The sequence below is a fragment of the Bradyrhizobium sp. 27S5 genome (genome assembly GCF_037217225.1).
Lineage (GTDB): Bacteria > Pseudomonadota > Alphaproteobacteria > Rhizobiales > Xanthobacteraceae > Bradyrhizobium > Bradyrhizobium septentrionale.
The window spans coordinates 4791874-4806382 of sequence record NZ_CP147714.1 but is presented as its reverse complement, the minus strand read 5'-3'; the positions used below and the strand labels follow the sequence as shown (position 1 = coordinate 4806382).

Genomic DNA, 14509 nt, shown 5'->3' with positions numbered 1-14509 from the left:
CCTTGGCCCTATCGCAGGAGCAGCTGGGTGACGACGGCCCGGCAGTGATCACATAAAGCGGGATGCTCGCCCCGATCAGGACGCCGCAAGGCCTGCGACGCTGGTCGGCTGATTGGCCTGCTGGGGCTGTGCGGATAACTCCGCGCGCCATTCGGGCGTCAGCCACCACAGCATCAAATGGACACTCCGGTATCTGGAGCCGGCCTTCATACGCCTCCGGGCGGGGCCGACTTTTGTTGTCTTTGTCGTGACAATCAGAAGTTGATAAGCGCAATCACTTGCCTTTTGTAGCGGCCGTATTTCGAACTATTTCCTCGGGGTCTTCATGTCGACCATTACCTACAAGACTCTGACGGGTACAAACTCGTCCGAGACGCTTACCGCTGACGTTAGTTATGACTCCCAGTCGGATACTTATGAAGTCATCAACAGCATCGTGGCCTACGGAGGGGACGACACGCTGACGGCGCTGTCCATGCCGGTTACCGTCAACGGGCAGACGCTGGATTTCGGAACGACACTTGATGGCGGTAACGGAAACGATGTGCTCAATGGCGGCAATCGCAACGACGTTCTGTATGGCGGCCTCGGTTCGGACGCGATGTACGGCGGCGACGGGGACGACGTCCTGACTGGCGGCGGTGGCGGCAATGATGCGTACTACGGCGGCGATGGCAACGATCTGTTCTCGTTCGGTGACACCGGTTCTGACATCTTCGACGGCGGCGCGGGCAACGACACGCTGGCCATTTTCGGCGGCGATCTGAGCCACAGCACGATCACCGGAATCGAGACCCTGTCGATCGGCAACGGGACCTACTTCCTGGCGACTGCGGCGGAGATCAACAGCTTCACGACGGTGAGCCTCGGCGGCGGCGGCGGCGCCGGCTTCGCACTCGGCCTGACGGCTGCGGGCAGCATCGGATCGAACTTCAGCACGGTGAACGGGGGCGGCATGATCAGCGGCTCGTCGGGAGCCGACACCATTGATCTGTCGTCGCAATCCTACGACTGGACGCTTTATGCCGGCGACAATTCGGGCGGCAACGTCCTCTCGGGCGGCTCCGGCAACGATCTGCTCAACGCCGGCAATGGCGGCGACACGTTGAACGGCAATGGCGGCAACGACCGCCTCAACGGCGGCAACGGCAACGACTACCTGAGCGGGGGCACCGGCAACGACACGCTCTATGGCTACCTCGGCTCGGACTCAATGTACGGCGGCGACGGCGACGACGTCCTGGACGTCCTGCTTGGCGGCGGTGGCGGCAATGATGCGTATTACGGCGGCAACGGCAACGATCTGTTCGTGTTCGCCGACGCCGGCTTCGACACCTTCGACGGCGGTGCGGGCAACGACACGCTGGCCGTTTACGGCGCTGACCTGAGCCACAGCACCATTACCGGGGTAGAGACCCTGTTGATCGGTGCAACCTCATTTGCGGCGACAGCGGCTGAGATCAACAGCTTTACGACGGTGAGCTTCGGCGGCGGCGCCTCCTTCTCGCTGACTCTGACGGCTGCGGGCAGCATCGGATCGAACTTTGGCACGGTGAACGCATACGGCACGATCACCGGTTCGTCGGGGGCCGACACTATCGATATGTCGGCGTCCAACAGCCAGGGCTGGTCGCTCTATGCCGGCGATGATTCGGGCGGGAACAACCTCTCGGGCGGCTCGAACAACGACGTGCTGTTCGCGGGAAACGGCGGCGACACGCTGAACGGCAATGGCGGCGATGACCATCTGACCGGCGGCAACGGCAACGACTATCTGAGCGGAGGAATCGGCAACGACGTCCTTTATGGCGGAGCCGGCAACGACACGCTAAGTCCCGGAACCGGCAGCAACACGATCAGCGGCGGCGCGGGCAACGATACCGCAGTTTACACCGACGGAACGCGTGCGAGCTTCACGGTGACCGACCTCGGCAACGGAAGCTTCCAGGTCGTCGGTTACGGCCATGACGACACGCTCTCCGGCGTGGAATTCCTGCAGTTCTCTGACCAGATCATGGTGATCGGAGCCGGGACATCGGGCAATGACCTGCTTTATGGCGGCGCCGGCGACGACATTCTCTACGGTGGCGGGGGCAACGATGTCCTGGTCGGATATGGTGGCGACGACGTCGGCTACGGCGGCGACGGCAACGACTATTTCTACGCTGGGGCCGGCGATGATTTGCTCGTCGGCGATGCCGGCCTCGACGTTTTGCTTGGAGAGGCCGGTAGCGACATCCTTTATGGTGGAACCGGCTTCAACTACCTGTTCGGCGGTGACGGCAATGATCTTGTCGTGGGATCGGGCGGCACCAGCTCCGACGTCAACGTGATGTTTGGCGACACCGGCGCGGATCTACTGCTTGGCGGCCAGGGCACCAACTACTTCTATGGCGGCACGGGCGTCGACACCATGTTTGGCGGCTCCGGCCTCAACATCTTCATTTCGTCCGGCGAGAGCGACGGCAACGTCATCTATGGCGGGTCCGGACAAAACTATGTCTACGGCTCCAATGGCGGGGACACCGTCACCGGCGGGAGAGGGGTCGACGTCTTCCTGATGGGCTCGGGCGCCGACTACATCAGTGGTGGCGGCGGCGTCGATTATGCCTGGGGCGGTGGCGGCACCGACACGTTCGACATCAACGACACGCGACCCGAGGTGATGGTCATCCAGGACTTCAATACAGGCGGAGTGAACGACATTCTCAACTTCGCTGCGACGTCACTCCACTCTTACGCCGACGTCCAGGCAGCCGAAACCTATGTCGCCGGGATCAATACCACCATCATCACCGATGCCGCAGGCAACGCAGTGTGGCTGATCGGTCTCGCGCCCGGGCAATTGGATGCGAGCATGTTCAAGTTCAGCTAGTTGGATTGGATCGCTAGATCCCGATGGCGGCGCGCTGGACGGGGGCGCCTGATAGTTGCTCGCCCATTCGGGCGTCAGCCACCACAGCAGGAACAGCAGCGCGATCCCGTTCGACAGCAGGCTTGTCGTCAGTGGCACGTTCATGATCGTCGGAACGGCAATCCCTGAGGAAACCGCGATGAAGCGCGGCGACAGGTGGCGCGAGACCATCGACCCCACCGACAGGATCAGGCCGCACACCAGCGCCGAAAGCGGGGCGAGCGCAAGACCGACCGATGCGATGCCCTCGGTGGCGAGGAACGAGGCATTGAAATTGCCGTCCTGATAGACCGCTCCCAGCGTCGGGCCGAGCGCGCCGTAGGGGCAGGCGATGATGTGCCGCAGGATGGTTATCTGGCAGAAGCGGGTCGGCTCGCGGTGCGCAAAGAAGTCGGCGTATTGATCCAGGGCGAGTGACGGGATCGCGGCGAAGCGCAAATTGATGGTGCCGAATACGATGTAGCCCCTGTCGGCAACGAGAACAAAGAACGCTGTCAGACCGATGATCATCGGGATCAGGAATGCGAGCACCGTCGCCAGCCGCGGGCTGAACCGGCCGAACAGCCAGAACAGAAACGGCAGCCAGACCGGCAGCAGCAGAATGGTCTTGTTGTTGAGGACTGGATAGAAGCAGAGCGCAAACAGCAACACGGCCGCCGCCGCCAGCCATTGCCGGCACGACGCAAGATGTGCGAACACATAGGGCAGCACCGCGCCGATGATGATTCCGGTCAGATAGTTCAACAGCGCCGGCCGTGTGACGGCGTTGCGGGCTGCTCCATAGGGATCGCCCACATTGGCGCCGCAGGAGATGTCGGCAACCAGCACGGCGAAGGATGCCCCGAGCAGCAGGACCACGATGCGCTTGATCGCCGCCTCGGACAGGTCGGGCCGCCAAAGGGGACTATTCTGGAACAGGAGAGGGATGATCGCCGCAGTCAGCGCGGCGATCATGGCCCAGCGCGCGATGGCGTGCGGATAATCGAACGCGCTGAAGAAGCTGAGCCAGACGAAGCCGAACACGGCCGACAGCAGCGAGAAGCCCACCAGGTAGCCGAAGCTGAATCGTCCCGCGACGAACGCCGGGACGAAGATGGCCATGATGGCGGTGCCGAGGATGGCCTGCGCGGTGATGTCGGATCGCCAGACATGCATTCCCGGAAACGCGCGCGCGCAGGCGATCATCGAGGCGATGCTGAGGATGAAGAAGGCGGGGATCGCGACCCCGACAACCAGGTCGTCGCGCGTCAATTTCATCGGCCCGTCCGAATCCGAAAGCTGCGCGACAGCTAGCCGGTCGTCCCTGGACGAAGCAAGTTACGCAAAGTTAAGCCAGGGCCAGGCAACGTCCCGGTCTGTGTTGTTGTGTTTCCGCGCAGCGCTTTGTCACGGCAGCGCCGCATTGAATTTACAGACAGCAACACGTTGCCTCAATCAGGCAAAGAATGCGGCGATCGCGGCGAGGTCGGGCTGTCCGGGCGCGTCGCCGCGCAAATTGGCGTCGATAACGCGGCGGCAGGCGTCGACCGTGTTTGTGTCGCCCAGTTCGTTGGCTGCCTCGAGGATCGACCACACCGTCTCCAAGGGAAGATCCAGGGGCGCGTCGCTCTGCATGGCGGTTTTCGGGTCTGACAGCATCGGCGCGGCCCGGGCTAGAACTCGAACAGGTCGCGGCCGCGCCGCGCCAGCACGTGCAGGTCCGCCACCGTGCCGCGCACCGCGTTGCAGCGGCGGCATTCGATGATGGTGTCGTCGGACGCATGCGCCGGATCGACGACCTTGATCGCCAGGCTGCCGCAATCCGTGCAGATGATCTTGAAGCCGGTCGAAATTACTTGCTGCTGCAAATTCATTATGGGCCTGCGCCTCTGTTGACGCCGACCTTAACGGAACAATTTTTAAAACTGGGATCGCGGAGCGGATCGCAATCGAACGACCGCGTTAGGATGCGGTTAAGATTTCACCACAGCCGCGTGGCCCTGCAGGTGAAGCGTCGATTTGCCGAGCGCGGCTGCGGCGGCGCGCACGGCCTCAGACGCATTGACGGTGATGATTCCGGCGGCGTGGGCCCAGACCGCGAGGTCGGAGGCGCTGTCGCCGGCATAGATGAAGCCCTCGGGAAACGTCTTCAGCAACAGGTCGGCCTTGTTGGCGCCCTTGAGATTGTGTTCGCCGTCGGAGGCGAGCACCTGGTCGATATATGGCAGCCGCGATGCCAGCTTTTCCGCGAGCAGCGCATCGGCCGCGGTCGCCAGCACGATACGGCGGCCGGCGGCTTTCTCGCGCTCGGCCAGTGCTGCGACGTCCTGGCGGAGTTCGATCCGGCTCCAGTCGATGCGCTGGCGCAGTGCCAGCTCGCGCTTCAGCGCGGCACGGCCGCGCACCAGCCATGCCGCGCATGACGCGACGATCAGCGGATTGCGGCGCAGGATCGAGAAGAAGCTCAGATAGAGCAAGTCGCCCTTGATCAGCGTGCCGTCGAGGTCGAGTACCAGGGGCAGCGCCAGGGGCAGGCCAAGCAGCGCGCCCGCTCCGTCAGTGGAGCGCTCGTCCTTCGGCTTCGCAGCGGTTTCGCCGGCGAGGCGATGCTCAGTCATTCGCGGCGCTCAGCCGGGTTGCGACCTTGCACACGTCGATCTCGCGTGCCCCGGTCTCGGTGGTCTTGCAATCGGGGTAGCCGAACTTGTCGGCAAAGGCCCCACCATCCCGGTCGGAGCGCGACACGATCAGGACCTGCGGTGCGCCATGATTGGCGGCGCGGAACCTGGCGACCGAGGCGACATCGGGTGCATCCTGCCAATCCGGCGTGGCACGCATGAAATCGCGCGCCTCGACATATTGCAGCGGGAAATAGCCGAAATAGCGCGTCGAGGGCAGCGGCGAGGACAGGCCGACGCCGCGGCTCGCGAGTGCCGCTGTCTGCGCGGCGTGCAGGGTCGGACGAATGCGCCAGGCGAACAGATGGCTGTCTCGCTCAGTGAGCAGGTCGGCATTGGCAAAGCTCTGGCCGGGATTGTCGCGGCCGGCGGCGAGTTCGCTCTCCAGCGTCGGCGCCCAGCTCTGGTAGGCGACCGCGCGAACCGCGGTCTGCCCGATCAGGCCCGACAGCGCGGCCAGGCAGAGCGCACGGGAGAGTGCCGGCGCAGGCTGGCGGCTTGCGATCGCCAGCACGATCGCGATCCCGCTATAGGGGGCGAGCCGTTCCGACAGCAGCGCCGAGCCGGTCTTGAGATTGAGCAGCGACAGCGCCAGCACCAGGGCGAAGAAGACCGGCCACAGCAGGTCGCCGGAGCCGAAGCGCCGCAGCGCGACGAAGCTTGCCAGCACGATCGCGCCAAGCACCGGCGCGAGCGCAATCACCTCCCACCAGGTGAAGGTGAAGAGATAGGTCGCCGCCACGATGCGGCGGATGATCTGGGCAACGCCGCCCGCGGTGCTTGCCGTCTCGCCGGCAATGTTCTGGTAGGCGAACAGGAAGCTTGCGATCAAAAGCAGGACCGGCAGCGCCGCCGCGGCAGCCCACACGCCGTCGCGCAGCAGGCGCAGCGCCGCAGCCCTGGTGCCCTGCCGTTCGAATGTCGCGGCGGCGCGCGCGATGCCGTCGGCGGCGAGCAGCAGGCAGGCGGCGACAACCGAGGTGATGTGGGTCAGGTAGAGCGCGGCCAGCAACAGCGCGGTCGCGACGAAGGCCAGCGCATCGCGGCGCCCGCCGAGGCCGCGCCAAAAACTCGCGAACAGCAGGAACAGCGGGATGCCGAGCGCGAAATTGTAAAAACCCCAATGGATGAAGACGCCGAAGGCGATCGGCAGCAGCAGCAGCGCCGGCAGCAGCGGCCGCTCGGTCTCGGCCCGGCTGGAGGCGAAGGCCGCAACGATCCAGACAAGGCCATAGAGGCTGAGGAACAGGCTGTTGGCGACCAGCGCATCGCCGGTCAGCCGGATCAATCCGGCCAGCAGCAGATAGATCGCCGAGTTCGGCTCGATCCGCGGATTCCATTGATAGAACGACGCCGCCGGCTCTTGCAGCGCGCCGCCCCAACCGAACCGGGCAATCAAATCGGCCTGCGCCAGATGCACGGGCCCGTCCTGGGTCGGCACCAGCTTCACGAGCCAGATCGGACCATCCAGCAGCACGAGCAGTCCCGCGAACAGCAGCGCCATGGCAATGACACCGAGATTGGCCTTCGGCGTCTCGAACGGAGTTGCGATCGACATGTTAGCGGATCCCGCCGAGACGGATCAGGTCGGAGCTGGTCAGGCTGTTCAGCCAAGGCAGGTCGACGAAGGTCAGGACACCGAACAGCGCCATGGTGACGGCGGCCGCGATCAGCATCGTCGGCTGCCGCATCAGTTCCTCCGGCCGTGCCGCGGCGGAATCCGGCGTCAGCGCGAGCCGCATATAGGCTGCGAACAGCGCGATCAGCATCGGCACGACGACGAGATATTCGATGCGGTACTTCAACAGGAAGATCGCCATCATGAAGGCGAAGCCCTGGGCATAGACGAGGCAGCTCGTGACCAGGCTCGAATGGGTATAGACCGCGAAGGAGGGCCGGTAGGCGGCAAGGTTCGCGGTGCCGCCGGCCTCGACGATCGCACGATGCTCGGAGACCCGCTTGGCGGCCATCAGGAAGGCGCCGCCGAACCAGTAGGCGAGCAGGATCGACACCGGAGGGGCGATGCTCGGCACCACCGCGAACCAGCCGAACAGGAAGCGCAGCGGATTGTTGAGGGACTCGACGATGACGTCGACGAAGGCGCGGTCCTTGGCTCGGATCGGACGCACGTTGTAGATCACGCCGAACACCGCAAAAACGGTCGCGGTCGCGGCGAAGGCGTAGCCGAGCCGGTTGGCGGCAAAGATGCCGACGGCGGTGAGCAGAACGTATTGCGCAAGCACGATGGTCGGCGACATCGCGGTCTGCACCGCCGGGCGTGCACGCTTGGTCGGGTGCATGGCGTCGAACGGCGCATCGAGCCATTCATTGATGGTGTAGTTCGCCGACGACAGCGCCATCGCGACGAACAGGCAGATGACGAGGCGCTCGGCGAGCGTCGCTAGCTCGATCGGCCCGGTCTGCGACATGATCAGCGCAAACGCGACGCCCGGGATGATCAGCACATGCTTGATCCAGTGGTCCGGCCTCGCGATCGCAATGTAATCGGTGATGCCGGCGGCCGGCTGGGCGTGGTTGGTGACGGACATCGCAATCCTCCAAACTCTGCCTGTCCCACGTCGGGGCGCCGGCGGGGCAAGACGTGTTGAAAGGGGCAGCGATCGTGCCGCCGCGCGACGACCGGCTGCCGGTCGAGGCATCAGGCGTGCAACGCGGTTAACGCCAGTAGTGGAGGAGGGACTTGGCGCGGTTTCCGGTCGGGGCGGCCGGCATTTCGTTTGGTCAGCTCGCGCGCCGCTGTCGGGTTTCCGCGACCATCTTTCGGCGGTCTGCGCTGGAATGGGACAGCTGTTTCAATTCGGCAGCGCACAACAAAAAGCCGCCCGAAGGCGGCCGTTCTGTTTGCCGAAGCCTGAGTAAATCTTAGCGGACCGTCGAGGTGCCCGACGAGGTGATCGCAACCGGCTTGCCGGCCTTGATGACCTGGGTCGTCTGGGCGGTCTGGGTGAAGTCCGCGTTGTTCCGGGCCGAAATGCCGAAAGCCGCAACCGCGATGCCGGCAACGAGGGCAACGACCACAATCTTCAAATGGGTCGAGCGGTCCGCTGAATGGATCGAGTGGTTCATGGTCGCCTCCGGGCGTCTGTGCGCCGTCTATGGCAGCTACTGGTAAGGCCGATCTGTTTCCGGATCGTTTCGTGAGTTCCCTGAAATGGTTTCGTGCCACAGGAGGATTGGTTTCACTGTGCCTTGCGTCACGGAGGCGGAGAGCCGAAACTGGGCACAGGCGCGGGACAGCGCTTGGGAGAAAAATAACAATGAAAACAATGAAGATGACCCGCAGGGGCCTGTTGGGAACTGGCTCTGGTGCGGTCGCTGCGGCGATGTTTGGCAAACGAGCCGTTGCCGCTGCCGAGTTCGATTTTAAGCTCGGCGTTGACACCCCGGAAACCCACCCGCTGACAATCCGTCTCGTCGAGGCCGCCAAGGCGGTGGCCGAGCAGTCGGCCGGCCGGCTCAACATCACGGTGTTTTCCAACAGCCAGCTCGGCGGCGATCCGGAAATGCTGTCGCAGGTCCGCGCCGGCGGTATCGAGTTGATGGCGGCGCCGAGCCTGACCCTGTCGATCCTGGTGCCGCTGTCGGGCCTGCCGAGCATCGGCTTCGCCTTCCAGTCCTACGACCAGGTCTGGGCGGCGATGGACGGCGGCGTCGGCGAGACCGTGCGCGAGGCGATCGGCAAGACCGGCCTGGTGCCGATGAAGAAGGTCTGGGACAACGGCTTCCGCCGGATCACGTCGTCGTCGAGCAGGCAGCTCGGCAGCGTCGACGATCTCAAGGGTTTTAAGATCCGCGTGCCGGTGACGGCATTACTGACCTCGCTATTCTCCGGGCTCGGCGCGCTGCCGTCGAGCATCTCCTACAGCGAGCTCTATTCAGCGCTGCAGACCCACATCGTCGAAGGGCAGGAGAATCCGCTGGCGCAGGTCTCGACCGGAAAGCTCTACGAGGTGCAGAAATACTGCGCACTGTCGAACCATTGCTGGAGCGGCTACTGGATCATCGGCAACCGCCGCGCGATGGCGAGCCTGCCGCCCGATCTGCTGGAGATGGTCAACGCCGCGTTCGACGCCGCGGCGGTGAAGGAGCGGGCTGACCTCGTCGAGATGGACCGCTCGCTGCAGGCTGAGCTCACCGAGAAGGGCATGACCTTCAACAAGCCCGATCCCGTGCAGTTCAGGGCCGCCTTGGTGAAGGCCGGCTTCTACACGCAGTGGCAGAAGACCTATGGCGCGGACGCCTGGGCCGCGCTGGAGAAATATACCGGCAAGCTGACGTGACGGCATCGGACGCTTGGCATCGGACGCTGGCGGCGATGCAATTGAAGATTGTGTGGCGCAGAAGGCACATCAAAGGGCTTTCGAATCCATCGTTGTCTTTTGGTCGTGCGGCAGAATGTGTCGGAGGGTAAATTGCGTTGAGACGTTTTGGTTGCCGCGTGACGCGCGGCCGGAATTTGGAATGCCATGTGCGTGCGCTTACGATTCCCCCGTTTGCAACGGGTTGCTGTAACTCTCGCACTGGTCGTTACGCTCGGGACATCAGCGCATGCGCAAACGGTGCTGACCGCCAGCGATGCCACGAGCCTCGTCACCGCGCTGACGACGATCGACAGTAATCCGGGCACCAGCTACCAGCTCAACATCACGAACAACATCACGCTGACCGGCACGACCACGCTGCCGGTCATCAATTCAAGCAGCAATGTCACGATCAACGGCGGCAACTTCACGCTCGATGGCGGCGGCGTGCAGCGCGGATTGTTCGTCTACTCGGGCACCGTCGCGGTCAACAATCTGACGATCCAGAACGCCGTGGCCAAGGGCGGCAATGGCGGCAGCGGGTTTGATGGCGGGGGCGGGGGCGGGATGGGCGCCGGCGGCGCGCTGTTCGTCGCCAGCGGCGCCAACGTCACAGTGAGCAATGTTTCTCTCGCCAGCAATCAGGCTAACGGCGGTAACGGCGGCAATTACGGCTCAACCGTCGCCGGTGGCGGAGGTGGCGGCGGGCTCGGCGGCAATGGCGGTAACGGCGGCAATTTCGGTGGTGGTGGCGGTGGCGGGATTGGCCTCGGCGCCAACGGCGGGGCCGGCCAGACTGGCTCGGCGGGTGGCAACGGTGCTGCCGGCATCGTTGTCGGCGCCGCCGGCGGTGGCGCCGGCGTTACCGACCCCGCGAGCGGTGCCACACCAGGCGTGGGGGGCGCCAATGGAGGCGGCGGTGGCGGCGGGGCCGAGGGGGCTGGCCTCTCTGGCGGTGGCGGCGGCGGCGGGATCAGCGGCAGCGCTGCTACCTCCGTCGGAGGCTTGAGCGGCGGCGGCGGTTCTGGCGGCTTCGGTGGTGGCGGGGGCGGCAGCTCCAACAGTGCTGGAGGGAACGGCGGGTTCGGCGGCGGCGGCGGGAGCAAGCGCTGCTTTGCCAACGGGGGAGACGGCGGCTTCGGCGGTGGCGGCGGTGGCGAAAGCGGCAATTCCGGTCAGACGTGTGGCAGTCTCGGCGGCTTCGGCGCAGGCAATGGCGGCAACGATTCCCAAGGCGGTGCGGGTGGCGGGCTTGGCGCGGGCGGCGCCGTATTTGTCCAGGGTGGTGGAACGCTGATTGTTTCGGGGGCCTTCACCGTCAACGGCAACAGCGTCAGTGGCGGCGCTGGCGGTGTCGGCGCCGGCAATGGCTCGGCTTTCGGCTCGGGTCTGTTCCTGCAGGGCAGCGGGACGCTGACCTTCAGTCCCGCGGCCGGGCAGAACCAAATCATCTCCGATGTTATCGCCGACCAGACCGGCAATGGCGGCACCGGTGCCAACGCCGGCAGTTGGGGCGTTAGCAAGTCGGGTGTCGGCACGCTCACGCTCACGGCCGCAAACAGCTATTCGGGCGGCACGACCGTGAGCGGCGGCCTGATCAATTTCAACGCAGCGAGCAATTTCGGCTCGGGCCACATCACGCTCAACGGCGGCGGCCTGCAATGGGCGAACGGCAATACGGCTGACATCTCGGGCCAGCTGAACGCAATCGGCTCCGGCGGTACGACGTTCGACTATAACGGCAATGCCGTGATGCTCGGGACCCAACTCACCGGCACCGGCGGAGTGACCATCGCCAACTCCGGCAGCGGCGGCACGCTAACGCTAGCGGCAGCCGAGAATTACGCGGGCGCGACCACGATCAACGCTGGCGCAACGCTCGCGTTGTCCGGTAGTGGCGATATTTCCAGCTCGAGTGTCGTGACGGTCAACGGCACATTCGATATTTCGGCGCAGGCGCTTCTCTTCGGTGCGATCACGACACTGGGGGGCAGCGGATCGGTCGTGCTTGGCACCAAAGTACTGGTCATTACCGGCGGTTCAACGGAATTCTCCGGCGCGATCAATGGCGGGGGCGCCCTGGAAATCGCTGGCGGCATTCAGACCTTGTCTGGTGTCAATGGCTATGCCGGCGTCACCCAGATCGATGGCGGCGCGACGCTGGCACTTAAAGGAAGCGGCTCGATCGCCAATTCGCTCTATCTTGGTTTCGCATCGGGCTTGCTTCCTGCAACACTTGATATTTCGCAGACCAACAGCGGCGCCAGCGTGACCGGCCTTTATGATCCGACCGGCCTCGGCGCCATTTCCCTCGGCTCCAAGACACTGACCATCACCGCCCATGTCGGCCCGTTCAACGGTACCATCCAGGATGGCGGCATCGGTGGTGGCGCCGGCGGCAACGTGACGATCGCCAATGGCGCTGTGGCGACCTTCGGAGGCGTCAATACCTTTACCGGCCTCACCACGATCAACAGCGGCGGCGAACTGTTTCTGACCGGCGCCGGCAGCATCGCGTCCTCGAAGGCCGTGATCAACAACGGCTACTTTGACATTGCGGGTCGCGCCGGTGATGGCTCGATCGCAGGTCTTTCCGGCACCAGCGCCGGCGTGGTGAATCTGGGCGCCCACACACTTACCTTCACCAATGCGAACGGAACGTTTGCCGGCATCATCCAGGACGGCGGTGCGGGCGGCGGCGTGGCGATCACCGGCGGCAAGCAGATCCTGGCCGGCATCAACACCTACACCGGCGCGACCACCGTCAACGGCGGCACGCTGGAAGTGGACGGCTCGATCGCCAGCTCATCGAACGTGACGGTCAATTCCGGCGGCACCCTGAGCGGCACCGGCGTTGTCGGTCGCGCAACGGTCACCGCTGGGAGAGATGGCGGCGCCACGTTCACGTTGGCAAACAGCAATCTCGGCGGGGTAACCATCATCGGCGGCACGGATTTGGTGAACAACCTGGTCGCCAATTCCAGCGCGCCCTTGCGCGGCGGCGTTGATCCGGCGGCCACAACCATCATGAGCGGCGGCACATTGGCGCCCGGCAATGCCGCAAACCCGACCGGCACGCTGACCGTCAATGGCAATCTCGCCTTTCAATCCGGCGCGATCTATCTGGTTCAGGTGACGCCGACACTTGCAGCGTCGACCAATGTCAGCGGGACAGCGACGCTCGGCGGCGCTGCCGTGAATGCAGCGTTCGCCAACGGCAGCTACATTTCCAGGCAGTATACCATCCTGACCGCCGGCAGCGTCAGCGGCACCTTCGGCTCGCTCGCCAACAGCAATCTGCCGGCGAATTTCAGCGACACGCTGAGCTACGACGCCACCCACGCCTACCTCAATCTGACGCTGAACTTCGTGCCGCCTTCCGCTCCGAACTTTGGCGGCGGCCTCTCCATCAACCAGCAAAACGTCGCCAACACGCTGGTCAATTTCTTCAACACGACCGGCGGCATTCCGACGGTCTTCGGTACGCTCGCGCCGGCGGGGTTGACGCAGGCCTCCGGCGAGTTGGCCACCGGCTCGCAGCAGACGACGTTCGATGCCATGAACCTGTTCATGGGCGTGTTGACCGATCCGTTCATGAACCGGAACGGCGGAGCCGATACGGCCCCGGGCGCTTCGGGCTATGCGGAGGAGAGCGGTGCCAGCGCCTATGCCGCAGCCAGGAAGACCGATGCATTCGCGATGTTCACCAAGGCGCCGCCCGCACCGTTCGTGCAGCGCTGGAGCGTCTGGGCCGCCGGCTTCGGCGGTTCGCAGTCGACCAGCGGCAACGCCATTGTCGGATCGAACAACACCACCAGTAGCGTTTATGGCACCGCGATCGGCGCCGATTATCTGTTCTCGCCGAACACCATTGCGGGATTTGCAATTGCCGGCGGCGGCACCAACTTCTCCGTCGCCAACAGCGGCGGCGGCCGATCCGATCTGTTCCAGGCCGGCGTCTATGTCCGTCACACCGAAGGACCGGCCTATATTTCCGCAGCGCTCGCTTACGGTTGGCAGGACATCACCACCAACCGCACCGTGACGGCCGCCGGCATCGACCAGCTGCGCGCCGAGTTCGATGCCAACGCGTATTCGGGCAGGATTGAAGGCGGCTATCGCTTTGTCGCGCCGTGGGCCGGCGGCGTCGGCATCACGCCTTACGCCGCGGGCCAGTTTACGACCTTCGATCTGCCGGCCTATGCCGAACGGGTGATCTCGGGCTTGCCGAGCTTTGTGCTTGGCTATGCCGGCAAGAGCGTGACCGACACGCGCAGCGAACTCGGCTTTCGCACCGACAAGTCTTTCCCGGTGCAGGACGGCGTCCTGACGCTGCGCACCCGCTTCGGCTGGGCGCACGATTACGATCCCAACCGCGCGATCGCGGCAACCTTCCAGGCGCTGCCCGGCGCGAGCTTCGTCGTCAACGGCGCGGCGCAGGCAAGCGACTCTGCGTTGACCTCGGCATCGGTCGAGATGAAATGGCGAAACGGCTGGTCGGCCGCCGCGACGTTCGAAGGCGAGTTCTCCGACGTTACCTCAAGCTACGCCGGCAAGGGCGTGGTGCGGTATCAGTGGTGAGACGGATACCGAAGGAATATTTGGCAAGCTGAGGT

At 64.5% G+C, this 14509-nt stretch carries 9 protein-coding genes; 3 read left to right on the top strand and 6 right to left on the bottom strand.

Annotated elements, in window-relative coordinates:
- Window positions 1-325 precede the first annotated feature (325 nt).
- Window positions 326-2875, top strand: a complete 2550-nt coding sequence (locus WDM24_RS22465) for a calcium-binding protein (protein WP_338826956.1) — start codon at window positions 326-328, stop codon at window positions 2873-2875.
- A gap of 1473 nt (window positions 2876-4348) precedes the next feature.
- On the opposite strand, the gene WDM24_RS22460 is transcribed toward WDM24_RS22465, so the two are convergent.
- From WDM24_RS22460 to WDM24_RS22435, 6 genes are all read right to left on the bottom strand, one after another.
- Window positions 4349-4552 (bottom strand): hypothetical protein, encoded by a 204-nt coding sequence (locus tag WDM24_RS22460; RefSeq protein WP_338826954.1) that lies wholly within the window; start codon window positions 4550-4552, stop codon window positions 4349-4351.
- A gap of 14 nt (window positions 4553-4566) precedes the next feature.
- A complete protein-coding gene (locus WDM24_RS22455) occupies window positions 4567-4767 on the bottom strand; it encodes a hypothetical protein (protein ID WP_338826953.1) in 201 nt (66 codons plus the stop codon).
- Window positions 4768-4866: 99 nt separating this feature from the next.
- Window positions 4867-5511 carry a haloacid dehalogenase-like hydrolase gene (locus tag WDM24_RS22450; protein WP_338826952.1) on the bottom strand — a complete coding sequence of 215 codons (645 nt, stop codon included), beginning with the start codon at window positions 5509-5511 and terminating at the stop codon, window positions 4867-4869.
- Window positions 5504-7129 carry a hypothetical protein gene (locus WDM24_RS22445; protein WP_338826951.1) on the bottom strand — a complete coding sequence of 542 codons (1626 nt, stop codon included), beginning with the start codon at window positions 7127-7129 and terminating at the stop codon, window positions 5504-5506. The genes WDM24_RS22450 and WDM24_RS22445 overlap by 8 nt, the downstream gene beginning before the upstream one ends.
- Window position 7130: 1 nt before the next feature.
- Window positions 7131-8120: a UbiA family prenyltransferase gene (locus tag WDM24_RS22440; RefSeq protein WP_338826949.1), complete on the bottom strand. Its 990-nt coding sequence runs from the start codon at window positions 8118-8120 to the stop codon at window positions 7131-7133.
- A 334-nt stretch (window positions 8121-8454) separates the two neighbouring features.
- A complete protein-coding gene (locus WDM24_RS22435; RefSeq protein ID WP_166205418.1) occupies window positions 8455-8658 on the bottom strand; it encodes a hypothetical protein in 204 nt (67 codons plus the stop codon).
- A 200-nt stretch (window positions 8659-8858) separates the two neighbouring features.
- Between WDM24_RS22435 and WDM24_RS22430 the strand changes: the two genes are divergently transcribed.
- Window positions 8859-9872: a TRAP transporter substrate-binding protein gene (locus tag WDM24_RS22430; RefSeq protein ID WP_338832428.1), complete on the top strand. Its 1014-nt coding sequence runs from the start codon at window positions 8859-8861 to the stop codon at window positions 9870-9872.
- Window positions 9873-10085: 213 nt separating this feature from the next.
- Window positions 10086-14474 (top strand): autotransporter domain-containing protein, encoded by a 4389-nt coding sequence (locus WDM24_RS22425; protein WP_338826947.1) that lies wholly within the window; start codon window positions 10086-10088, stop codon window positions 14472-14474.
- The last annotated feature ends 35 nt before the right edge of the window (window positions 14475-14509 follow it).

Excerpts from the sequence above, each read along its gene's own strand:
- WDM24_RS22465 (WP_338826956.1), top strand. The coding sequence starts at position 326 with ATGTCGACCATTACCTACAAGACTCTGACGGGTACAAACTCGTCCGAG.
- WDM24_RS22460 (WP_338826954.1), bottom strand. The coding sequence starts at position 4,552 with ATGCTGTCAGACCCGAAAACCGCCATGCAGAGCGACGCGCCCCTGGAT.
- WDM24_RS22455 (WP_338826953.1), bottom strand. The coding sequence starts at position 4,767 with ATGAATTTGCAGCAGCAAGTAATTTCGACCGGCTTCAAGATCATCTGC.
- WDM24_RS22450 (WP_338826952.1), bottom strand. The coding sequence starts at position 5,511 with ATGACTGAGCATCGCCTCGCCGGCGAAACCGCTGCGAAGCCGAAGGAC.
- WDM24_RS22445 (WP_338826951.1), bottom strand. The coding sequence starts at position 7,129 with ATGTCGATCGCAACTCCGTTCGAGACGCCGAAGGCCAATCTCGGTGTC.
- WDM24_RS22440 (WP_338826949.1), bottom strand. The coding sequence starts at position 8,120 with ATGTCCGTCACCAACCACGCCCAGCCGGCCGCCGGCATCACCGATTAC.
- WDM24_RS22435 (WP_166205418.1), bottom strand. The coding sequence starts at position 8,658 with ATGAACCACTCGATCCATTCAGCGGACCGCTCGACCCATTTGAAGATT.
- WDM24_RS22430 (WP_338832428.1), top strand. The coding sequence starts at position 8,859 with ATGAAGATGACCCGCAGGGGCCTGTTGGGAACTGGCTCTGGTGCGGTC.